Origin of the sequence: Frankia umida (genome assembly GCF_023242945.1) — a bacterium.
Taxonomy (GTDB): Bacteria; Actinomycetota; Actinomycetes; order Frankiales; family Frankiaceae; genus Frankia; species Frankia umida.
In genome coordinates, this window is sequence record NZ_JALKFT010000012.1 from 118,420 (window position 1) to 139,119 (window position 20,700).

The following is a 20,700-nucleotide window of genomic DNA, read 5'->3' on the forward strand; positions in this document are numbered from 1 at the left end:
CCGCACTCAGCAGGGCGGGCGATAGTCCATCGAACCGAAGAAGGTGGACCATTCGGCGGGGCTGATGCGGTTGGCGGGGTCGGTGCAGGCGGCGGTGGCCAGGTGGGCGGGGTCCGCGTCCCACAGGCGCAGGGTGCCGTCGTGGGCGGCGGCGAGCACCACGCCGCTGTCGCCCACGAATCCGACGGCGGTGATCGACCGGGTGGGGCCGTGCCAGTTGACCAGGGGTACCGGGTCGGTGGGGTCGGTGATACCGGCCAGTCGGATCACCTCGGCGTCACCGCCGGAGGCGACGATGCTGCGGGAGGCCGCGACCGCGGTCACGCCGCCGAGCTGACCAGGGATCTTGCGCAGGGAGATCGCCCGGTCGCGACTGGCCACGTTCCAGAGCTGGACGGTGGCGTCGACACCGCCGGTGATGAGGGTCGCGCCGTCCGCGGTGTAGGCGAGGGTCTGCACGGCCCGGCTGTGGCTGCGCAGCACCAGGCCACCCACGGGATGGGCGGCATCGGTGATGTGCCACAGACGGATGGTGGCGTCCTCGCCGGCGGTGGCCAGGATGCCACCCTTCGGTGCGAACGCGATCGCGTACACGCCGCCGGTGGCGGTCTCGAAGTGTGAGCGGATGGTGGGGTTCGCGGGATCGGTGATGTCCCACAGGGCGAGCGTCCCGTCGGCGCCGCTGGAGGCGAGCGTGTTGCCGTCCGGGGTGAAGGCGACAGCGCGCACCGTGTCAGTGTGACGTTGGGTGATCGACAGGCGGCGTAGGTTGGTGGGGTCGTGCGCGTCCCACAGGCGGACGGAGCCGTCCGCGCTGCCGGTGGCGAGCAGTTTGCCATCGGAGTTGAACGTCATCGAGTCGACCCAGCCGGTGGTGCGGACCGAGTCACGGCGTTGCAGTCGGGTGCGGTCGGTCACCTCCCACATGGTGATGACGCCGTCCGCGCCGCCGACGGCGACAAGCTTGCCGTCGCGGCTGATCGCCATCGACCGGATGTCGGCGGAGCCGGAGTCCACGGCGACCGGTGGGAGGTTCTCGCCGAACGCGGCGATCATCGCTTCCTGGGTCCGCGTCGAGGTGGGTGCGGCGCGGTAGGCGGCGAGTGCCAGGCGACTGGCCAGACCCGGGTCGGTGGCCTGCCGCGTGATCGCCTGGACGGCGACGGCGGCCGGGACGTCGGCGACGTCCGCCCCGCCCTTGTCCCGTCTCTCGAGCAGGACGATCGCGCCGACGAGCACGGCCACGAGCACGACGGCCACCAGTGCCAGCCAGCGCCGTCCCCACCGGACCCGATCGGCCGGTGTCCGCGACGAGGCCCCGCCCTGCTCCACCTGGCCGTGCTGCCCCACCTGGCCGTGCTGCCCCGAACCACGCTGCCCCGGCTGCCCGGCGCGGTCGGCGGTAGGACGACCGGACGTCCCCTGGGACGCGGTATCGCGGGTGGGTGTGCCCCGGGCCGGTGTGCCAGGGGAGTGCGCGCCATGCGCGGAGGTCCCGCGGGACGTGGGGCCGTCGGCCGGAGCCTGGCCGGGACGTGCCTGACGGGCACGGTGGGCGTCGCGGACACGATTGAGGCGGTCGGTGGGCACGATGCCGGTCTCGGCGTCGCTGAGGTCGTCGTCGGCCAGGGTCGCCGGGTCCGGCGGGCCGGCCTGGGGCGTCCGCGCCGCGGCTGCGCCCAGACGCCGGGCGTCCACTGCCTCGCCGGCGCCCCAGACCGTGACCAGTCCGTCGTCAAGGCGCGGGGTCCCCGTCCACTGGTCCGCCGGACGCCAGGGAATCTTCCCGCCAGCCGGCGGGCCCGCCTCCCCCGCAGACGAGGCTCCACCCGTCCTAGAGGCACCGCCGGTCCTAGAGGCTCCACCGGTTCGAGAGGCATCGCCCGTCCGGGAAACGCCGCCAGGGGTGGAGGACGAGCCGGTGCCGGTCGAGCGGGGGGACGCGGCGGGGTTGAGGGGCAGCGGCTGGGTGCCCAGGGTCTCGGGCGGCGGGTCGTGCGGCATCTGGCCGGTGATCGGGGTGATCGGACCGGCCGGGTCGCCGTCCACGGCGTGGCCGGCCACGTCCGGTTCGGGGGTGGGGGTGCTGGGGGGTGTGGTGTTCAGCGGACGGATGAGGGCGGTGACCTCGGAGAGGATCTGCTCGCGGGCGGTGACGGGGACATCGACGCGCAGGTCGAGCAGGCGGACGTAGAGCTCCTCGGCGGCGGGGCGCAGCGTGGCGATCTTGCGCATCGCGTCCTCGACCAGCGGGAGCAGGCTCGGGTCGAGGCCCTCGAGGTTGGGCGGGTCGTTGACGGTGCGAAACAGCAGGCTGGGGGCGGGGCCGGTGCCGAACGGATAGCGGCCGGTGCCGGCGTAGACGAGGACACCGCCCCAGGCGAAGACGTCCGCCGCCGATGTGATCTGCTCGCCGCGGGCCTGTTCGGGCGCCATGAACGCGGGTGTGCCGAGGTGGCGGTCGGTACCGGAGTCGCGTCCGACGACGGTGGCGCTGTCCAGCGCGCGGGCGATACCGAAGTCGATGACCTTCGGGCCGAGTCGGGACAGCAGGATGTTCGAGGGTTTGAGGTCGCGGTGCACGATGCCGGCGCGGTGGATGGCCATCAGCGCCGTGGTCATGCTGACCGCGAGCTGGTGCAGTTCGGCGGGGGTCAGCGGCCCGCGGCTGTGCACCACCTCGGAAAGAGTCGGTCCGTCGACGTATTCGGTGACGAGGTAGGGATGGTCACCGGTGATGTCGACGTCGAGGACCGCGGCGGTGCAGAACCGGGCGACGCGGCGGGCGTTGTCGGCCTCATGCTTGAGCCGGGACCGGAATTCGGCGAGCCGGGCAAGGTCCGGGCGAATCAGTTTGACCGCGACCTGGCCGCCTTCGGCGGTCTCGCCCAGGTAGACCGTGCCCATTCCGCCGGCGCCGAGGCGCCGCACCAGCCGGTAGGGCCCCACTTCGGCCGGCGCCGAGGTCCCGCTGTCGCCACCGTCGGCACCTGTTCCGGCGCTGAGGGCAGCGGACCCGCCCGCGCCGGCGACGCCGTCGTTCTCGGCGGCCTGGGACGCGGACGGGTTCGCCATCAGCGACGCACCCGGCCCCGACGCCGACGCCGGGCTGCCATCTGGTAGTGGACGGCGAGGAAGGACAACGCGAGGAACAGCGGCAGCAGCACCGACGTCGCCGACGCGCTGGTGTCCGCGGCGACGAGCACCATGTCGATGCCGGCGGTCAACGGCTTCTCGCCGGCGCAGCGGGCCTCGACCGGACGGTGCCCGGGTTCGAAGCTGGCGAACTGCACCACGGTCTCGAAGGTGCCCGACCTGTCCGCGACGGCGCGTCCGACCAGTTCACCGCCGGTGGTCAGGGTTGCCTGGGCACCCGGATCGCAGCCGGCGCCGCGGGCGAACAGGGTGTCGCCGGCGCTGACGATCGTCCGGTCGAACAGCAGCTCACCGGCCTTCGCCTCCCGCACCTCGGGCTGGCCGACCGGGGGCACCGGGTCGCTGGCGCGACGCACCGGCGTGCACACGCCCAGGACACGCACCGTTCCCCTGGCGCACCGCGTCGGCTCGGGGCTCGGACACGTCTGCTCGAGCGGGACCGAGATACCGCCCGGGCACATCACCCGTCCGGACGGGCAGTCGGCTGTCGCGGCGTGCTGCGAACCGTCCCAGCAGATGACGGGCACCGGCGCGGTCGGCGTCGGCGGGGACGGGCAGGCGGTACCCACCGGCACCCCGACCGAGGTGCCGGGGCAGGACCGCTGCGGCAGCGGGCACTGGTCGGCGCGGTCGCGCACCGAACCGTCCGAGCAGGTGACCTTGGTCGGCTGTTCGGTGGGGTGGTCGGTCGTGCCGGGGTCTGACCGGCAGATCGGGGTGGCCGCCGGGGCGGGTGCGGCGCCGCTGGCCGAATGGCCCGGCTGGCCTGGCCGCAGGCTTGGGCACTGCGGCGAGTTTCCCGTGCCTGTGGGGCAGGTGGCGTCGGCGGTGCGGTGCGTGGGGGCGGCCGAGGTGCTGGGGCAGGATCGCCCAGGGCAGTCCGCGTCGGCCGAGCCGGCCGGGGTCGATGTGGCGGACGGGCAGGGCGCGGGCCCCGGCGGCGGCGGCGCGCAGCTGTCGGTGTGCCCACCCGTGGCGGCGCTGCCCGAGGCTGCGACCACACCGTTCGTAGCGATCACCGGGACTCGGGAGACAGTGGCCTTCGGCGGGCAGGCCGTCGGGCTGGGGGACTCGCAGGCGGGCACGAACGCGCTCGAGGCGATGTTGGCCAGGCAGTCCTCTGGCTGGGTCGGGCAGGCGCTGGTCGCCGAGGCGGTCGGCGAGCAGCTCGCCGAACCGGGCGAGGTGATGCCGGCGCTCGGCGTGCCGGTGGTCGGGGGCGACGTGCCCGGGGTACCCGGGGTGCCCGGGGTGCCCGTCCCGGTGGACGGCGTGCCGGTCGTGGGGCTGGTGGTGGCGGCGGTGGGAGCGGGGGTCGTCGGGTCGGGCTTCGGGTCGGCGCTCGGCGTCGACCCGCCCGTCGGCGACCCGGCATCGCCGGAGCCGCCGGAGCCGCCGTCGGTCGGCGGCCCGGTGGTCGTGGTCGACCCGCCGCCGGAGGTGGGCGAGGCGCCATCCGTCGTGGTGCCACCCGCGCCGGCCGCGGGCGTCGACCCGGTCGACGCGGTCGACGCGGTGGAACCCTCCGTGGCTGCGGCGCTGGTGGGGTCACCGGCCGCGGCGGCGCTGATCGGGACGCCGGCCCCTGCGGGAGTACCCAACCCCGTGGCCACCCCGGCGCCGACGCACAGCAGCAGGACGCTCAGGAAGATGACAGCGACGGAACCACGCGACGACCGATCACCTCGGGATGCCCCGAATCGTGATGATCGAGCCGTCCATCGACCGGCTGCTCGATGGCCAGACATAGGTCGCCCCCCGGGTGCGAACGGCAACACGGCGATAACGGCCCGTCAACACAGCTCGTTGAAAACGCGTGGTGCGCGCCTGACGTTACGTGCCTGATGTGAGAGGCGGAAGCCCCGCCCATACGACGGTCCATAGAATAACAGCAGGCTGGCCGAAGATCCCCGGCTAGGGCAACATGGACCACGCCGGTCGGGGGCATCCCAGCCAGGGAAGAGTCGGGGGAACTCGTGGAATGCGCGGCTGCGCCGAGGGTGGCGGTTCAGAAAAGCTTTCTGATTGTCATATGCCTGACAGTCTGTCTGGGTTGGCTCGTGTTGTTGCCCCCGTCGATCGCACGGGCGGAGTCGAGTGGTCGCGTTGAGCTTGCCGTGACAGTGGATGGGCACGCCTTGGATCGCGGGGACCTCGTCCTGAACGCCGGCACCGTCGCCCGGGTCGTGGTCGGCGTGCACAACCTCAGCCGGGTCGACATCCCGATTGACTCGGTGCGGCTTTCTGGAAATGTGCTCGGTCTCACGTTCTTCGACTACGACACCCGGCTGCACACCACCGTCCCGGCGCAGGGCTCGGCCAACTGGACCGTCGATCTGGACATCCGCGATCTGGACGGCCGCGCCACCGGCCTCGTCCCGGTCGAGGTGACCCTGCGTGACACCGACCTGCACGCGGTCGCCCGCCAGTCCGGCACGGCGAACGTCCACGGTTCGCTGTTGTCCATCTACGGACTGTTCGGCGTCGGGCTGCTGGTGCTGATGGGGCTGCTGTGGGCGGTGGCACTGCTCCCGCTGGGCCGGCACGCCGGGCCCGCGACCTGGTGGCTGCGTGGCCTGCGGTTCGTCCCCGCCGGCTGCGCGGTGGGCCTGTTCGGGGTCTTCGCTCTCTCGGCGACCCGGTTGCTGTCACCGACGACGCTGGTCGACCTCGTGCTCACCATCGTCACGTCGACCGCCTGCTTCGCGATCGGCGCGCTGATGCCCTGGCTGAACGGCCCCCGCCGCCGTTGAGCCGTTGAGCCGTCAGGCGCCGCGGGCGGGCAGGACGACGATCCGCCCGCCCTGCGCGTCGACGATCAGCAGGCGGGCCAGGTTCGCCGGTTCGATCCCGGCGGTTCCCCGCACCTCCACGTCGCCGTCGTAGTTGGCCGCCCACGTCGCGGCGGTCTCCTCGTGCCCGTCGACAGCCTGGGCGATCAGGGTGCAGTGACTGCCCGGACGCACGTTCGCGACCTTCACCGTGAAGGCGCTGCCAGCCGGGTTCGCGGCGACCCACACCCATGCCTCGACCTGACTGGTGATGCTGGCCCCGGTGTACATCCGCCCGGGTGGACGAGCCGTCAGCGAGTCGCCGTTCGAGTGCACGCTGACCGTGATCCCGACCGTGGCGAGCACGACCGCGACGAGCAGCCCCGCCGACGCGAGCACGGCCCGGCGGCGCGCGCGGCGACGGGCCCGCTGCAGCGACGCCAGTGCCCGCCGGGTGAGCTCGGTGTCGGTCCCCGCCCGTGGCTCGACGACCGGACGAGCCGCCTGGTCCGGTCGCTGGCCATGCCTCGGGCCCTGACCATGCCCCTGCCACCCGCCCTGACCCGGCCGCACACCCTGATCCGGCCCCTGGTCCTGGCCCGTGCCCGCGGCGGTCCGCGGGTGGTCGGACCCGTTCGGCGCGGAGGCCGCCCCGTCCGTGCGCGGGTCGGTGTGGGTCCGCGCGTTGAGGTGGGCCGTGTCGAGGTGGACCGCGTCGACGATGGCGGCGATGTCCAGGTCGGTGCTGCTGGGCTCGTCGGGCTCCACCACGTCGGCCAGCTGCAGGCGTGCCAGCAGGCCGGGCAGTCCGGCGAGACCGGCCAGTTCCGCGCGGCACTCCGCGCAGCCGCCCAGATGGTTCGCCACGGCGGCGCGGTCCGCGGGTTCCAGGGCGCCCAGTACATAGGCGCCCAGTGCGATGCGGGGGGCTGCGCAGTCGCTGCTCATGTCGCCCACCCCCGTTCTTCGAGCGCCAGCCGTAACGCACGCAGTCCGTAGTAGACCCGGGACTTGACGGTGCCGGGCGGGATTCCCAGGTTCACGGCCGCCTCGGCGACGGAGCGTCCCAGGTAGTAGGTCTCGACGAGCGCGGCCCGATGCTCGGTGCTCAGCGCCCGGAACGCCTCCACGACCTGCCAGCTCTCCAGCGCGCGGTCCAGCTCGTTGCCCGCGGACAGGAACTCGAGGTGTTCCGGTCCGACCTCGGCCGGTCGGGCCCGCCGCGCCCGATGCTCGTCGACCACGATGCGATGCGCGACGGTGAACAGCCATGGTCGCAACGGCCGCTCGTCGGTGTCGAGCCGGCCGGCGTGCCGCCAGGCCCGTACCAGCGTCTCCTGCAGGACGTCCTCGGCCTTCGTGCGGTCACCGGTCATCCGGGAGATGAACGCGAGCAGCGCCGAGCCGTGTTCGGTGTAGACGGCGCGCACAAACTCGGCGGCGGGGTCCTCGACCTCCGGCCCGCCGTCGCGCCCTCGCCGCCGCGCATGCATGCCCACCAACACGCATCATCGCCCCGCCCGGTTCACCCGGACCACCTCGCGCCACCACTGTCACCATCAGCACCCGGATCGTGACGCGCCGAGCCACGTCGGCCGTTGACACTCCATCCACTAAAAGTCACTATTCAAATCCTAAAAGTAATCATCTCTGGTAGACGCCCTGAATTCGCGGATCCGCCAGCCCGAGCCGGCCTGCGAGCTGGCCTGGGAACCCACGAGCCGGAATTCGAGAGAAGGCGACCCGCGTGCCGGACACCAGACGATCTCTCCTGCGACTCGCCGCGGTCGCGGGCGTGAGCACCCCGTGGGCGCTGCACGGCTTCGTCCACACCCCGGCCATCGCCGCCACCACCGGCGCCATCCCCACCGTCGGCCCACCCCCCGGCCCCCCGCCCGGCCCACCGGACGTGGGACCACCCGACCTGGGAGCGGCGGACGGTTCGGTCCGTGGCCCGCTGGCTCCGATGGTCGTGCCCGGCCCGCGCTCCGGTGGCTACGGGACGCTGGTCGCCGGCAACGCGGCCGGGCTGTTCGTCGGCGTCTGGAACGACGGCTCCTACAGCTCCACCGGTGGGGTGTGGTGGCGCGGCCGGGTGACCTTCCTCGAGGGCAGCCAGCAGCTGGTGGCCGCCAACGCCACCGGCGTCGTCGTCGGCGATGCCGTCAGCCACTACAACCGACGGGCGTTCCGCTGGTCCGCCGGCCGCTACCAGGCCCTGGGCCTGCTCGGTGGGAGCGATGAGCAAGGTGGCCGCCGCAGCAGCGCGCTGGCCGTGAGCCCCACCGGGCTGGTGGTCGGCTGGAGCACCACCGACGCCCGGACGACCCGGGCCGTCCGCTGGCGCGGCACCCGCCCGCAGGACCTCGGCACCCTCGGCGGCCCGTCCAGTTCCGCGACCGCGGTCAACGCCGCCAGGCAGATCGTCGGCAGCGCCGACACCGGCGACGGCCAGTCGCACGCCGTGGTCTGGACCGATGGGCGCATCCGCGACCTCGGCACCCTCGGCGGACCGTCCAGCGTGGCGGTGGCCATCAACGACGCCGGCGACATCATCGGTACCAGCGACACCCCGGACGGCTCCCGCCGTGCGGTGCTGTGGCGCCGCGGCCACGACCGGCCCGTCGACCTCGGCACCCTGCCCGGACTGCACGGCTCGAGCGCGATCGCGGTCAACAACACCGGCCAGGTGCTGGTGAGCGCGTCCGGCCCGACCCAGGGCGCGTTCCTGTGGCGCTCCGGCCGCCAGATCCCGATCGGGGGCGCAACCGCCACCGGTGCCGGCGACGACCGGGTGGAGGTGACCGGCCTCAACGATCAGGGGGTCGTCTGCGGCGACATCTCCACCGCGGACGGTCGGGAGGTCCAGGCCTTTCGCTGGCACTCCGGTCGGCTGCGCCGTCTGCCCTCCGCCGGTGGTGCCTTCGGGCACGCGCAGGCGGTCACCCCGACCGGAATCGTCCTGGGCAACTCGGCGACCACCCAGGACGCGGCACCGCAGGCCGTCTGGTGGCCGTCCGCCCCGGTGACCACACCACTCGCCCTCGGTCTGACCGCACTTCCGGCCGCCGGATAGCCGTGGCCAGCCGGGCAGGTGTCATCGCGGCTCGGCGAGAAGCAGCAGATATTCGAACTCGTAGCGTCCGGGGCCGCCGAGCGGGCCAAGGTACTCGTCGGTGGCGAATCGCAGCAAAGCGTTGTCCAGGGCGGCGATGCGTTTCGGGTTCGGCCCGATCCGGTCATATGCCTCGATGATGGGCGCGAAATATGCGCGGTACAGCGTGCACCACTGCGCCGGCGATCCGCCGTAGTCCAGCCGGGCGGTGCGATGGTGGGTGCTCAGCCGACGGACGTCACCACCGGCGAACAGCGCCCGCACCCTCGCCGGATTTCCCCAGGCGGTCGGCGCCGCCACCCGTCCGTCGGTGCGGGCTGGGGCGTAGCGTTCCAGCAGGGCGAACAGCCGGCTCATCGCTCCGTCCGCGGTCCAGCTCGCCACCGCGATCGTGCCGCCCGGACGACACACCCGTACCAGCTCGCGGGCCGCGGCGGCCTGGTCGGGCGCGAACATCACGCCCGCGCAGGACAGCACCACGTCGAACGTGCCCGCGCCGAAGGGCAGCCGCTGCGCGTCGGCCGGTAGCCAGTCCAGGCTGAGCCCGCGCGCATCGGCGACCGCACGCCCGCGTTCGAGCAGCGCCGACACCGGATCGCAGGCCACCACGTCCGCGCCGGCCTCGGCCGCCGCGAGCGCCGCGTTACCGCTACCCGCGCCCACGTCGAGCACCCGATGCATCGGCGTGATGCCGGCCGCCCGCACCAGGTCCCCCGCCATACTCGCGAACACCGGCGCGAGCGCAGCATCATCACCGAGTTCCCACACCTGCCGCCAACCCCCCGGCCCACCGGACGCCATTCCCCCCGGCGCCGTTTCCTCTGGCACCGTTCCCCTTGGCACCGTTCCCGCCGCCGGCGCTCCCACGGGTAGCACTCCCCCGAGGCCGGTGTCGGCCGGCGTCGACGCGGGGCGAACCGGTCGGGCCGGCCTCGCGGAACTGGTCGTTCCCGCCGACGGATGCGGTAAGGCCAGCACCGTCGACGCCGCAGTCACCGACGCCGTCGATGCCGCCCAGACGTCCATGATGATCTCCTTTGATCGATCGTGGGACCGCAGATTAAACCGATGGAGATGGTCGACCTCCAGAATGCCGGCCGAACGACTCAACGGGGCAGGAATAACGTCCCGTTGACAGGTCCCGAAGGACCCTTGGGACAACAGCGTCCGCGGGAGCGCCGCGCCACCGCCATCCGCACCTCCACAAAGCATCGGACGTCGACCCGGACAATTCTTGCGCCGATTCAGCGTCTCACACCAGACCTATGAAAAACGGGCGAATCGGTCAGGTGCGCGGACGGCAAAGCACCTGGTGCGGTATAAGCACCGGGCGGCCGGTCTCGTCGGACGGCCGCGCCAGCCCGATCTCGGAGGAGCTCATGAGCGCGGTCACGGACATCGCCGTCGAGACCCGGCCCGACCACGTCGCGGTCGTCGAGCTTCGCCGGCCGCCGTACAACTACTTCGACGTGCACCTGATCGCCGCCCTCGCCGACGCCTACGAGCGGCTCGCCGCCGACGGTGACGTCCGCGCGATCGTGCTGGCCTCGCAGGGCCGGCATTTCTGTGCCGGCGCCGACTTCACCGGGGCGAGTTCGGCGGCCCCGCTGAGCGCCGACGAAGGCGCACCGGCCCTCTACCGCACGGCGCTGCGTCTGTTCGCCGCGCCGATCCCGGTGGTGGCCGCGGTCCAGGGCACCGCGATCGGCGGCGGCCTGGGGCTTGCCCTGTCCGCGGACTTTCGGGTCGCGACGCCCGAGAGCCGTTTCGTCGCGAACTTCGCCCGCCTCGGCCTGCATCAGGGCTTCGGCATCTCGGTGACGCTGCCGGCGGTGGTCGGCCGGCAGAAAGCCCTCGATCTGCTCTACACCGGACGACGGGTGGAGGGCACCGAGGCGCTCGCGATCGGCCTCGCCGACCGACTCGTCGCCGCCGTCGACCTGCGTGAGGCGGCGATCGAACACGCCCGTGCCATCGCCGCCTCGGCACCGCTGGCGGTGCGCAGCATCCGAGCGACCATGTGGGCCGACCTGCTGCCGGCGATCGAGGCGGTGACAGCCCGCGAATCCGCCGAGCAGGCGGTCCTGCGGGACACCGCGGATTTCGCCGAGGGAACCCGCGCGAACGCCGAACGCCGCGAGCCCCGCTTCACCGGCGCGTAGCCGCCGACGGCGCGTCGCCCGACGGTGGTGGTTGTCTTGCCCCACCCGACACCAGCCGATATCCAGAAGTTTTCGGCGTTGTCGGGTAGCCGAGGGCAGCGGCCCACCGACCAGCGCCGGTAACCATCTGTCACTTTTTCCGGCGACCCGAACCGGTGTGACCGGTCGGCGAAGCCGGCATCCCGCCATGCCCATCAGGCATAATCATTACCCCCATCCGGACCGCCCGAATGATCGATCCACCCGTGGGCCGTCCGGACAAGGGGCAAGTAGCCGCTTCTTCGTGAGCCCACTCACATCCTCGAGGAGACCCCCGGGGTGTTCTGCACACGGAGAATTCCCGGAACTCTCGATACCGCCACCGGGCCCCACCCAAAATGCGTAGCACCCTTTTCCGCAGCCGTCTCCGCGTAGTCGTCCGAAAAGGCCGCCAGTTACCGTGTGCTGCCTCTCGATCGGCCGTGCGATGAGGTGGCCTCGCCGGCCCGACCCCACTTTCGGGCCGGTTTCCGGATTTCGGTGAGGCCGTCCGTCCACGGCGAACGCGGCACGCCCGAACAACGGGCGCAGGACCGGCACACGGACGGGTGGGGGACATGAGACGACACCGGCGGTCACACGCCGCGGCCAGGGCCGTGATCACCTGCGTGCTGGTCGCCGTGACCGGCTGCGGCGCGCACGAGACCAGCGACGCCGGCCAGCCCGGCGGCCGAGGCGACACCGCGGTCACCAAGAGCCTGCTGCGGCAGGTCGCGCAGGGTGGGTACCCATGCGCGACCACGCCCGGCGTCGACCGCGACACCATCCGCCTCGGCATGGTCTACTCCGGTTCGCCCTCGGGCGGACCCGGCGATACGGGCGGGGATCCGAGCGCCCAGTTCCGCGCCGGTGTCGATGCCCGCCTCGGCGAGCAGAACGCCCTCGGTGGCGTGGACGGGCGCCGGCTGACCTACCGCATCGAGGACGACCACGGCATCCCCACCCGCAACGCCGCCGCCGGACGTAGCCTCACCGGCGCGGGCGACGCCCTCGGCATCCTGCGGTTCAGCTCCGCGTCCGGCGGCGGCGCGCCGGAACTGGCCGCCGCCGCGGTACCGGTCGTCGACGGCCACGTCAGCGATCCCGGCGCCGCGACCAGGACGAACGTGTTCAGTTACTCCCGTCCGATGGGCATGTCACCAGCCTCCAGCGGCTGGGGCGACTTCCTCTACAGTCGCGGCGCGCGGCGGGTGGCGACGGTGGCGGTGCAACTGTCCGACGGCACCCAGGCCATGGCGGCGGCCGCACAGCGCAGCGCCCGCGCCGCCGGGATGCGGGTGGCCGCGTCCCTGCTCGTCTCGCCCGGCCCCCTGGACGGCGAGAAGCTCGTCGAGCAGATCCGCGCGGCCGACGCCGACAGCGTCATCGCCTTCGTGCCCGCGCCGACGTTCTACGCGATCGCCACCGCCGCCCACAACGCCGCCCTCGGCCTCACCGCGATCCTCGGCGACCAGACCACCTACAGCAAAAACGAACTCGCCGCCGCCGGGACCAGGGCCGCCGGCGTCTACACCTTCGTCGACTACGCGCCGTTCGAGCTCGCGGCCCCCGCCCACCAGCGTTTCCGCACCGCGCTCACCACCTACGCACCGCAGGCGGCGACACTCGCCGACGGCAACGCACTGATCGGCTGGATCAGCGCCGACCTGCTGCTCACCGGGGTACGGGCCGCCGGCCACTGTCCCACCCGCGCCGCCCTGCTCACCGCGCTGCGCACCCTCGACCACTATGACGCCGGCGGCCTCCTCCTCGCCCCGATCAACCCCGCGAAGGGCCTCGCCGCCGCCACCGCCTGCTACGACTACCTGCGGGTCAACAAGGACGGCGCCACGTTCACCCCCGTGTCCGCCACCCCCCGCTGCGGCCGCACCGTCACCACCGAATAGCACCGTCACCGAACAGCACCGTCGCCGAACAGCACCGCTGGCCGTGTGCCGACGGCTCGTCCCGACGGGACCGGGCCCTCGGCACACGGCTGTCGCGTCCGTCTATCAGAAGACCCAGTAGCACTGCGCCGGATGCCAGGTCCGGTCGTGCCATTCCTTCGGGAAGGCACGCCCGTGCCAGACAAACCCGGGCATCCAGTAACCCGGCTCCCAGTAACCCGGCCGGCAGATCCAGTGCCGATCCCGATGGCGCTCCACCGGCTTCGGCCCGGCCACCGGCGGCTTGTCTACCGGCGGCTTGTCTACCGGAGGCTTGTCGGCGTGCGGCCTGCCCACCGGCCCCGAGGGTGCGCCACTGGACGGCGAAGCCGTCGGCGCCGGTGTGGACGGGGACGCCGGTGGCGCCGCCTCGACCGGCGCGGTGGCAAGGAATCCAGCGAAAGCGAGGAGCACCGTCAGGAACAGATATCGAAAGCCCTTGGCAACCTTCATCGCCATCCCTTCGACCGGCGCACCGACAGCCATCCACCTCAGTTCAATGCAGGCAGGACACCATCCAGAGCGCGCCCAGGGAGGCTACCCCTATGCCGTCGTGGATAATCTCCCGAACGCTTTCGATGACCATCCTCCACGCCGCCAGAAGACCCCGAAGGGCACCTTTCCACTCTTGTTCACAACTCTTCCCAAAGCGCCCACAGGCGCCCGGGGATCTGGATTTTCCGCATTCCGGCACACCGCCGCGGTGCACGACCGCTGGGCTGGCGACCACAGCCCACAGCGTGTTCACATCCCCGCTGGACACACTGACAACAGACCACGGCGCAGCCCGCGCGACGCAGCCGGCGAACCGCAGGCAGGAGGTACGGCTTGACCCGCGACACCCTGCCCCAGAACACCCTTTCTCGGAACGTCCTGCCCCAGAACACCGAGCCTCAGAACATCCGGCATCCCGAGGGGACGACAGGACCTGACGAGCTGGACGAGCCGGAGGTCGAGACCGCCTCGTACTCTGGTCGACGCCCCGGCCGACGATGGGTGCGGGTGCTGCGCCGGCTGCTGCTGACGGCGCTGGCCTGCGGGCTGGCGGCGCTGCTCGGATTCGGTGTGCTCCTCGGTGTCACGCCGTCCGTCGCCGACGCGCGGAGCCGGGTCGACGCGCAGGCCGCGGAGCACGGGGCACGGGCGCTCAGCGGGGCGCTGCCGAGCCGAGTCGTCGCCGCGTTGATCGCGACCGAGGACAGCCGTTTCTACTCCCACCAGGGCATTGATCCCCTCGGCGCGATACGCGGCCTCTCCCAGCCGCTGTTCGGCGGCCCGGACCGCGGCGGTGCGAGCCTCGACCAGCAACTCGTGAAACTTCTCTACACCGGCGGACGGCGCGACACGATCGACCAGATCGAACAGACCGCCCTCGCCGTGAAACTGGACGCGCATTACTCCAAGGACGAGATTCTGCGGATGTACCTGGACACCGTCTATTTCGGCCACGGCTACTACGGCATCGTCGCGGCCGCCGCCGGCTACTTCGGCCAGACGCCGGGCACCCTGACCTGGACCCAGGCGAGCCTGCTCGCCGGCCTCGTCCAAGCACCGTCCGCCTACGATCCGTACGAACATCTCGCCGCCGCCCGCGCCCGCCAACGCCACGTCCTCGACCGGCTGGTCGCCACCGGCCGCCTCACCGCCACCCAGGCCACCCAGGTCCTCTCCGCCCCCCTCGACCTGCGCTGACGCGCACCGCCCCGCGACCCAGCCGCGTCCCACCGACGGCTGCGTCCCACCGGCCGTGAGGGACCCGCCGTCCGCCGACGGCTGTTCCTCTCAGCCGGCGAGCAGGCGTCCACGCAGGTAGGCATCGGCGAGGGTGCAGGTGTCACGGGCGTACTCGGCGCGGCTCGCCACCGCGTCGGAATGTGGATGGGTGCCGAGCCACGCCACCAACAGCAACCGGCGCATCATCACGAACGTCGGAATCATCTCGATGTCATCGGCCGTCAGTGGCAGCTGACGCTGGTACGCCGTCAGCCAGGCGTCCGTCAGATCTCCGGCCACATCCAGGTGTTCGATGAACGACAGCGAGGCCGCCAGATCCCACAGATACCACCCGAACCCACAGTCATCGAAATCGATGACACACACCTCGCCGTTCGCACCATCGGCACGGTCATCGCCAGACGCGACATCCGGAATCAGCAGGTTCGCAAGCCGCATGTCCGCATGGACGAGACCGAACCGCGCCGCGCCGGTCCCATACCCGGCCACCCGGCGATACGTTTCCCGCGCCGCCCTTTCCAACAGCTCGACTTCTTCTCGCATCGCACCGCCGGTCAGCGCGGCCGCGAGGCCGGTCGACCAGCTACCCCACCGCCCGTCCCTGCCGAGCATCGCCTCCCAGGTCCAGGAGAAGCGAGAAAAGGAAGGTGGACGCTCCCAGCTCCGAGCGTGCAGGTGCAGACGAGCGGCGATCCCGCCGAGTTGCGCGAACGCCCGGACAAGGGCCGCAGGCTCCAACGTCTCCGGTGATCGGCCTGCCACCCATTCGAACAGCACCGCGTGCCGCGCACCGGCAGCCTCGGATTCCCTGTTCCGACCGGGACCGGCCGGCCCAGCCGGGTCCACCGCGGGCGGACGAAGAAACGTGACCACACTGCCACCGGAACGAGTCGGAATCACTGCGGGCGTGCGCACGACGCCGTCGCGCCGGAGCGCGGAGATCCAGGCCAGCTCACTGCGAACAGCAGCACGATCATGGTATTCGGGCCGATGCAGCCGCAGCACCCATCGACGATCACCGCCAGGCCCGGGGCACCCGTCCGAGGGGGCCATGGCATCGCTCGGCCCGTCGGCCTCCCCCGGCATGATCTCGAACGTGGCGTTCTCCGACAGGTGCAGCAGCCGGGCCTGCGGCGACGGCCCAAGATCGTAGGCGGCGAGGATTTCCCTGAGGTCGGACGCAGAGCCGGTCAGGGCGGCTGCCGTGGTGACGGTCACGGACGTTCATCATGCCGGACGGCTCGGCCCCGAACCCGACCACCCGCGCTCCCGGTCCACACACCCCCGCGCCCCTTCCTCTCCTCTGCACGGCCGTGGAGTCACCGCCGCGGCACTGGCAGGCCACATTCCAGAGCCACGCACGACAGCCGGGGCGCCATTGCGCTTCTCAACAGCACTCGCCAGCAACAGCGACCGAACTGCCGCTCTCCGGTTTATTTCATCCCGCGAGGATTCACATCCGCGAACGCCGAATCCACCTCGAGACGGCGCGCCGCGGCAGCTCGCCGCATGCTGCTCCGCCGTAATCGCGACCCACCCGACCACAACCCGGCGCTGTGGATGATAAGGATGTGACCATGGGCCAGATGCGTCTGCTACTGATCTCGGGAAGCACCCGGGACGCGTCCACGAACACCGCGGCTTTGCGCACCCTCGCCGCGGTGGCACCGCCGGGTGTGACAGCCGAGCTGTACAGCGGGCTGATGGCGCTGCCGGCGTTCACCCCGGATGCCGATGATGACGCCCCCCACCCTGCCGTCGCCGACCTGCGGGCCGCGATCGCCACGGCCGACGCGGTGATCTTCTGTACGCCGGAGTACGCGGGGGCGCTACCCGGCAGCCTCAAGAACCTGCTGGACTGGACGGTCGGCACCGGCGACCTCTACGGCAGGCCCGCCGCCTGGATCAACGTCGCCGCACCTGGCCGCGGCGCCGGCGCATGTGCCGAACTGGCCACCGTCCTGCGTTACGTCACCGTCGACCTGATCACCGAGGCCTGCGCCGACATCCCCATCGCCCGGGACGCCATCGGCGCCGACGGGCTGGTCGAGGACCCTCACATCCGCGCTGCTTTGACCGCCGCCCTGCACGCTGTCGCCGCACATCTCCAAGCCCGCCGTTCCGAAACAAACAGCATCCCGTGAGACGGGCAGGGAGCTGCACCACTCGTCAGTCGGATCACCCCCACGGGCGTGGGGAGGACATCAACCTCGCCGCGTGCAACGCCGTCTCGGTCGGCGTTCGGGCACTCGCCGCGAACAGCGCGCTTTGCGATGTCGCCTGTACCCGCCGGTCACCGCGGCCGGTGGCCTGGCCGGCCGGTGCTGGCGGTGATCAGGTGTGGGGGACGGTGCCGCAGGAGGCCATGGTGGCGCCGCGGTAGCCGGTGAGGAAGTTGTCGCGGCGTTGCTGGGCGGAGCCGTGCGTCCAGGTCTCGGGGTTGACGTCGCCGGCGCGGGCCTGGATGCGGTCGTCGCCGACGGCCTGGGCGGCGCCGAGGGCCTGGTCGAGTTCGGCCTCGCCGATGGTGACGTTGCCGCCGGTGTTCGCGAGTGTGCTCCACACGCCGGCGTAGCAGTCGGCCTGGAGTTCGAGCTGCACGCTCAACGCGTTCTCCTGGGACGGGTTCGCCTGCTGTGCCTGGCGGACCCGGGCCTCCGTGCCGGTCAGGGTCTGCAGGTGATGGCCGACCTCGTGGGCGACGATGTAGGCCTGCGCGTAGCGGCCCTGCGCGCCGAATTCCTTCTGCAGCTGGGCCAGGAAGCCGAGATCGATGTAGACGCGCCGGTCCGGCGGGCAGTAGAACGGGCCCACCTGGGACGACGCGGTTCCGCAGCCGGTGCGCACGGCCTGGGAGAAGTAGACCAGGCGCGGCTTGGTGTAGGTCTGGCCGGAGCGGCTGAACTGCGCCGCCCACACCTCGTTGATCTCGTTGAACGCCTTCAGGACGAAGCAGTCGTCGTAGGTGTTGATCGCCCCGCTGGTGTTGCAGCGCGTCGCGACGTCCCCGGACGTCCCGCCGCCGGGCTGCGACAGGGCCGGGCCGGACGTCGAGGTACCCGACCCGCCGCCGAGCACCGTGACGAGCAGGTAGATGACCACGCCGATGATGCCCGCGCCACCGGTGCCGAAGGCGACGCCGCGCCCCAGGCCGCCGCCTCCGCCGCGCTGGTCGTCCAGCTCGGACGCATCGACCTGTTCGTCGTCGAACTGCATGTCCTGCCCTCCACCGATCCCCCGGGTCCGCCCGGCAGCCGTCCGACCGGTGTGTCCGGTCTGCCGGGTTCCGGATGGAGTATGTCCCGGACGATCAGCCGCTGAACATCGACCCGCCGTCGGTGTGCACGACGCTAGAGGGTGGGGGCGAGCTGGCGGGCCAGGCGGGTCTGGTCGTAGTAGATCCGGTTCTCGGCGATCAGCCCGCCCTCCACCCGGTAGACCTCGACGACCCGCAGGGTGATCCGGCGACCGCTGGGTGGATGCTCGCTGCCGTCGGCTTCCCGCAGGGGGCCGGTGTGGGTGGCGGTCAGGGTGTACTCCTCGACGACGAGCTGGCCCTGTTCGGCGAGGATGTGCGTGTCGACGTCCACGTCGTCGAAGGCGGCGAGGAACGCGGCGCTGTAGCCGGCGCCGGCTTCCCGGCCCTCGACGCGCACCCCGCCGGGTGCCTCGACCACCAGATCCTCGTGCATGAGCGCCAGCGCGCCCGGCACGTCGCCGCCGTCGAACGCGTCCAGCGCCTGTCGGACGATGTCCAGAGCCTGCCCCACCGGTGTCTCCCCCGTGTTCGCCTGGTCCGCGTCACGCCGCGTCACGCCGCGGCGGCTGAGGCGATCATCGCATCAGAATGCCTGCCACGACGGGGAAACCGCCGGCTCAGACGTTCGTCGTGGACCCCGGGCGGATGATCATCAGCACGGTGACGGCGACCCACAGCAGGTTGAAGATGCCGACGCTCATCGCGAGTCGCCGGCTGCGAGCCACGGCGCCCGCCACCTCACCCGCGCTCGGGGCGGCGGCCGTACTCGTCACGGCGGCCGCGTCCGACGTGGGGGCGTCGTCGGCCGGTACCGTCGCGTCCGTGATCCGCCCGGCGCCGAGCGCCTGAGCGTCGACCGGTCCACCGGTGCTGGCGGCGGTGATCTCGTCCATCAGGTCGCGCTGCGCGGGCAGGACGGCGAAGGCGAGCACTCCGGCGGCGAGGGCGGTCAGCGCGATGGCGACCATCAGCCAGACCTCGCCGAGGATGCCCAGGCTCTGGGCCGTGAGGAAACCGAACAGCACGACGATCAGGCCGGCCGCCGAGTAGACCCCGCAGATCCGGTACAGCACACGGCTGACGGCCGTGGCGTGCGCGTCGCCGGGGTTGGCGAGGGCGGCGCGGGCCGAGGGGGGAAACATACTGGCCGCCACCGCCACCGGGCCGATGGCCACGATCGCCGCCAGGACGTGCACGCTGAGCAGGAACTTGTTCACGAACACCTCATCGCGGCACGCACCTCGACCACGGGCGGGCCCGCGTGCTTGCGCACGCGCGGGCCGGCGGCAGCGTCGAGGCGGACGAACAGTACATCCCGACGCTACGGCTCGCCTGCGACAGTTCCACCACTCGGGTGCCACTCCCACGGTCGAGGGCTCGCTCCCATCCGCTGGTACCGACCCGAGCGTCGCGGTGGCGATGAGGCGGCGAAGGGGTGGCGTGGGCCCGCACGAGTCGGACATCCCGGCTGGGCGGATGACCCGGACGCACCGCTGTGTGTGGTTGTCGGCACGTCTGCGCGATGATGCGGGGAGCGAGAGACCCACTGTGCTGTGTGTCGCCGGGAGGCCCTTGTATGCCGCTACGGACCGCTCTTCGACTCGATGTTCGCCTGTTGTTGCGGATCGATCACCGGGTGTTGCTCGCTCGACCGCCCGATGACGCCTGGCACGTGCTGCCCGGCGGCCCCGTGCACGGTGACGAGTCGGCGGATGACGCGTTGGAACGGCTGGTCGGACGGCTCGCGGGGCCACGGGTGGTGTCCCGTCAGTTCGTCGGCGCGGTCGAGCATGACGGCAGTGTGTCGGGCCGGGCCCCGGAGCAGAGCGATGACCATGTGCTGAGTGTGCTGTTCGGGGGAATCTGGCCCGCCGACATTCCAACGCCGTCACGGTGGGGGGATCACACGCTCGTGCCGGTGGATGTCGATGTGCTGCTGGCGACCCGGCTGCGTCCGGTGTCGATGGCCGAGGTGGTGCGCGGCTGGCTGGCCGAGGGGTGGCCACTGTGGCGGGGGCTCGACCCGATCGGTGGCACCCGGCGGCTGCCGTCGCTGGCCTCGCTGCGGGCGCAGCTGTTCGCCCGCCGCGAGGAGCTGCGGACACTGGCCTTCCGCGATGCGGCCGTCGCGATATGTGCGCTGGTGACGGTGGCGGACGGGCGGATCGATCCGACCGAACGCGAGGGCGTGCGGGCGTACGCCGCGACCGATCCGGTGCTGTCGCAGTTCCCCGAGCAGGAGACGATCACGCTGTTCGAGGGCCATCTGGACCGCCTCGAAAATGATCTTGAGGCTGGCCGGGCGGTGGCCCTGGCCGAGATCGCCAAGGTGCGGGGGCGCGCGGCGCAGGCCTCCGCGGTGATTCGCTTCGGGCAGGTCATCGGCCTGGTGGACGGCGAGTTCGTGGCCAGCGAGCGGGCCGTGGTGCGCGAGGCGGCCCTCGTGCTCGGTCTGGACCCGGCCGAGTTCGCGCTCTGACGGGATCGACGCCGGATCGGTCGCGGCCGGCGGTTCAGCCGGCCGCGCCCCCCCCCCCCC

Annotated in this window: 18 protein-coding genes; 8 read left to right on the top strand and 10 right to left on the bottom strand. The window is 72.0% G+C overall.

Annotated elements, in window-relative coordinates; all coding sequences use genetic code 11:
- Positions 1-6: 6 nt before the first annotated feature.
- Positions 7-3,075: a WD40 repeat domain-containing serine/threonine protein kinase gene (locus MXD59_RS14015; protein WP_248825193.1), complete on the bottom strand. Its 3,069-nt coding sequence runs from the start codon at positions 3,073-3,075 to the stop codon at positions 7-9.
- A complete protein-coding gene (locus MXD59_RS14020) occupies positions 3,075-3,539 on the bottom strand; it encodes a hypothetical protein (RefSeq protein ID WP_248825194.1) in 465 nt (154 codons plus the stop codon). Before MXD59_RS14020 ends, MXD59_RS14015 begins: the two co-directional genes overlap by 1 nt.
- Before the next feature lie 133 nt (positions 3,540-3,672).
- Here MXD59_RS14020 and MXD59_RS14025 point away from each other — a divergent pair, with 133 nt between their 5' ends.
- Positions 3,673-5,001 (top strand): hypothetical protein, encoded by a 1,329-nt coding sequence (locus MXD59_RS14025; RefSeq protein ID WP_248825195.1) that lies wholly within the window; start codon positions 3,673-3,675, stop codon positions 4,999-5,001.
- Positions 5,002-5,294: 293 nt separating this feature from the next.
- Positions 5,295-5,909, top strand: coding sequence for a hypothetical protein (locus MXD59_RS14030; protein WP_248825196.1), 615 nt, complete (start codon positions 5,295-5,297; stop codon positions 5,907-5,909).
- 12 nt (positions 5,910-5,921) lie between these two features.
- Here MXD59_RS14030 and MXD59_RS14035 read toward each other — a convergent pair whose 3' ends face one another.
- Positions 5,922-6,875 carry an anti-sigma factor family protein gene (locus MXD59_RS14035; RefSeq protein WP_248825197.1) on the bottom strand — a complete coding sequence of 318 codons (954 nt, stop codon included), beginning with the start codon at positions 6,873-6,875 and terminating at the stop codon, positions 5,922-5,924.
- Entirely contained in the window at positions 6,872-7,420 is a 549-nt protein-coding gene (locus MXD59_RS14040) for a sigma-70 family RNA polymerase sigma factor (RefSeq protein WP_248825229.1), read from the bottom strand. Before MXD59_RS14040 ends, MXD59_RS14035 begins: the two co-directional genes overlap by 4 nt.
- A 302-nt stretch (positions 7,421-7,722) precedes the next feature.
- Between MXD59_RS14040 and MXD59_RS14045 the strand changes: the two genes are divergently transcribed.
- Positions 7,723-9,003 (top strand): HAF repeat-containing protein, encoded by a 1,281-nt coding sequence (locus MXD59_RS14045; RefSeq protein ID WP_248825198.1) that lies wholly within the window; start codon positions 7,723-7,725, stop codon positions 9,001-9,003.
- A 21-nt stretch (positions 9,004-9,024) separates the two neighbouring features.
- Here MXD59_RS14045 and MXD59_RS14050 read toward each other — a convergent pair whose 3' ends face one another.
- The gene (locus MXD59_RS14050) at positions 9,025-9,870 is read right to left on the bottom strand and encodes a class I SAM-dependent methyltransferase (RefSeq protein WP_248825199.1); all 846 of its coding nucleotides are present in this window, start codon (positions 9,868-9,870) and stop codon (positions 9,025-9,027) included.
- A 551-nt stretch (positions 9,871-10,421) separates the two neighbouring features.
- Between MXD59_RS14050 and MXD59_RS14055 the strand changes: the two genes are divergently transcribed.
- Both MXD59_RS14055 and MXD59_RS14060 read left to right on the top strand, forming a co-directional pair.
- Complete coding sequence (locus tag MXD59_RS14055; protein ID WP_248825200.1) at positions 10,422-11,204, top strand: enoyl-CoA hydratase/isomerase family protein; 783 nt, start codon at positions 10,422-10,424, stop codon at positions 11,202-11,204.
- 596 nt (positions 11,205-11,800) lie between these two features.
- Positions 11,801-13,129, top strand: coding sequence for an ABC transporter substrate-binding protein (locus MXD59_RS14060; protein WP_248825201.1), 1,329 nt, complete (start codon positions 11,801-11,803; stop codon positions 13,127-13,129).
- A 105-nt stretch (positions 13,130-13,234) separates the two neighbouring features.
- Here the strand turns inward: MXD59_RS14060 and MXD59_RS14065 are convergent, their stop codons facing one another.
- Complete coding sequence (locus MXD59_RS14065) at positions 13,235-13,654, bottom strand: hypothetical protein (RefSeq protein WP_248825202.1); 420 nt, start codon at positions 13,652-13,654, stop codon at positions 13,235-13,237.
- Positions 13,655-13,996: 342 nt separating this feature from the next.
- Between MXD59_RS14065 and MXD59_RS14070 the strand changes: the two genes are divergently transcribed.
- Complete coding sequence (locus MXD59_RS14070) at positions 13,997-14,860, top strand: biosynthetic peptidoglycan transglycosylase (RefSeq protein WP_248825203.1); 864 nt, start codon at positions 13,997-13,999, stop codon at positions 14,858-14,860.
- 90 nt (positions 14,861-14,950) lie between these two features.
- Here MXD59_RS14070 and MXD59_RS14075 read toward each other — a convergent pair whose 3' ends face one another.
- Positions 14,951-16,120 carry a phosphotransferase enzyme family protein gene (locus MXD59_RS14075; RefSeq protein ID WP_248825204.1) on the bottom strand — a complete coding sequence of 390 codons (1,170 nt, stop codon included), beginning with the start codon at positions 16,118-16,120 and terminating at the stop codon, positions 14,951-14,953.
- A gap of 359 nt (positions 16,121-16,479) precedes the next feature.
- Here MXD59_RS14075 and MXD59_RS14080 point away from each other — a divergent pair, with 359 nt between their 5' ends.
- A complete protein-coding gene (locus MXD59_RS14080) occupies positions 16,480-17,046 on the top strand; it encodes an NADPH-dependent FMN reductase (protein WP_248825205.1) in 567 nt (188 codons plus the stop codon).
- Between the two features lie 190 nt (positions 17,047-17,236).
- On the opposite strand, the gene ypfJ is transcribed toward MXD59_RS14080, so the two are convergent.
- The 3 genes from ypfJ to MXD59_RS14095 all read right to left on the bottom strand — a co-directional run bounded on the left by ypfJ (position 17,237) and on the right by MXD59_RS14095 (position 19,378).
- Positions 17,237-18,118, bottom strand: a complete 882-nt coding sequence (gene ypfJ / locus MXD59_RS14085; protein WP_248825206.1) for a KPN_02809 family neutral zinc metallopeptidase — start codon at positions 18,116-18,118, stop codon at positions 17,237-17,239.
- Between the two features lie 134 nt (positions 18,119-18,252).
- Positions 18,253-18,672: an ester cyclase gene (locus MXD59_RS14090; protein ID WP_163547915.1), complete on the bottom strand. Its 420-nt coding sequence runs from the start codon at positions 18,670-18,672 to the stop codon at positions 18,253-18,255.
- Positions 18,673-18,778: 106 nt separating this feature from the next.
- Positions 18,779-19,378 (bottom strand): protease, encoded by a 600-nt coding sequence (locus MXD59_RS14095; protein WP_248825207.1) that lies wholly within the window; start codon positions 19,376-19,378, stop codon positions 18,779-18,781.
- Positions 19,379-19,737: 359 nt separating this feature from the next.
- Between MXD59_RS14095 and MXD59_RS14100 the strand changes: the two genes are divergently transcribed.
- The gene (locus tag MXD59_RS14100; protein WP_248825208.1) at positions 19,738-20,640 is read left to right on the top strand and encodes a TerB family tellurite resistance protein; all 903 of its coding nucleotides are present in this window, start codon (positions 19,738-19,740) and stop codon (positions 20,638-20,640) included.
- The last annotated feature ends 60 nt before the right edge of the window (positions 20,641-20,700 follow it).

Excerpts from the sequence above, each read along its gene's own strand:
- MXD59_RS14015 (WP_248825193.1), bottom strand. The coding sequence starts at position 3,075 with ATGGCGAACCCGTCCGCGTCCCAGGCCGCCGAGAACGACGGCGTCGCC.
- MXD59_RS14025 (WP_248825195.1), top strand. The coding sequence starts at position 3,673 with ATGACGGGCACCGGCGCGGTCGGCGTCGGCGGGGACGGGCAGGCGGTA.
- MXD59_RS14035 (WP_248825197.1), bottom strand. The coding sequence starts at position 6,875 with ATGAGCAGCGACTGCGCAGCCCCCCGCATCGCACTGGGCGCCTATGTA.
- MXD59_RS14040 (WP_248825229.1), bottom strand. The coding sequence starts at position 7,420 with ATGCATGCGCGGCGGCGAGGGCGCGACGGCGGGCCGGAGGTCGAGGAC.
- MXD59_RS14055 (WP_248825200.1), top strand. The coding sequence starts at position 10,422 with ATGAGCGCGGTCACGGACATCGCCGTCGAGACCCGGCCCGACCACGTC.
- MXD59_RS14060 (WP_248825201.1), top strand. The coding sequence starts at position 11,801 with ATGAGACGACACCGGCGGTCACACGCCGCGGCCAGGGCCGTGATCACC.
- MXD59_RS14065 (WP_248825202.1), bottom strand. The coding sequence starts at position 13,654 with ATGGCTGTCGGTGCGCCGGTCGAAGGGATGGCGATGAAGGTTGCCAAG.
- MXD59_RS14080 (WP_248825205.1), top strand. The coding sequence starts at position 16,480 with ATGGGCCAGATGCGTCTGCTACTGATCTCGGGAAGCACCCGGGACGCG.
- ypfJ (WP_248825206.1), bottom strand. The coding sequence starts at position 18,118 with ATGCAGTTCGACGACGAACAGGTCGATGCGTCCGAGCTGGACGACCAG.
- MXD59_RS14100 (WP_248825208.1), top strand. The coding sequence starts at position 19,738 with ATGCCGCTACGGACCGCTCTTCGACTCGATGTTCGCCTGTTGTTGCGG.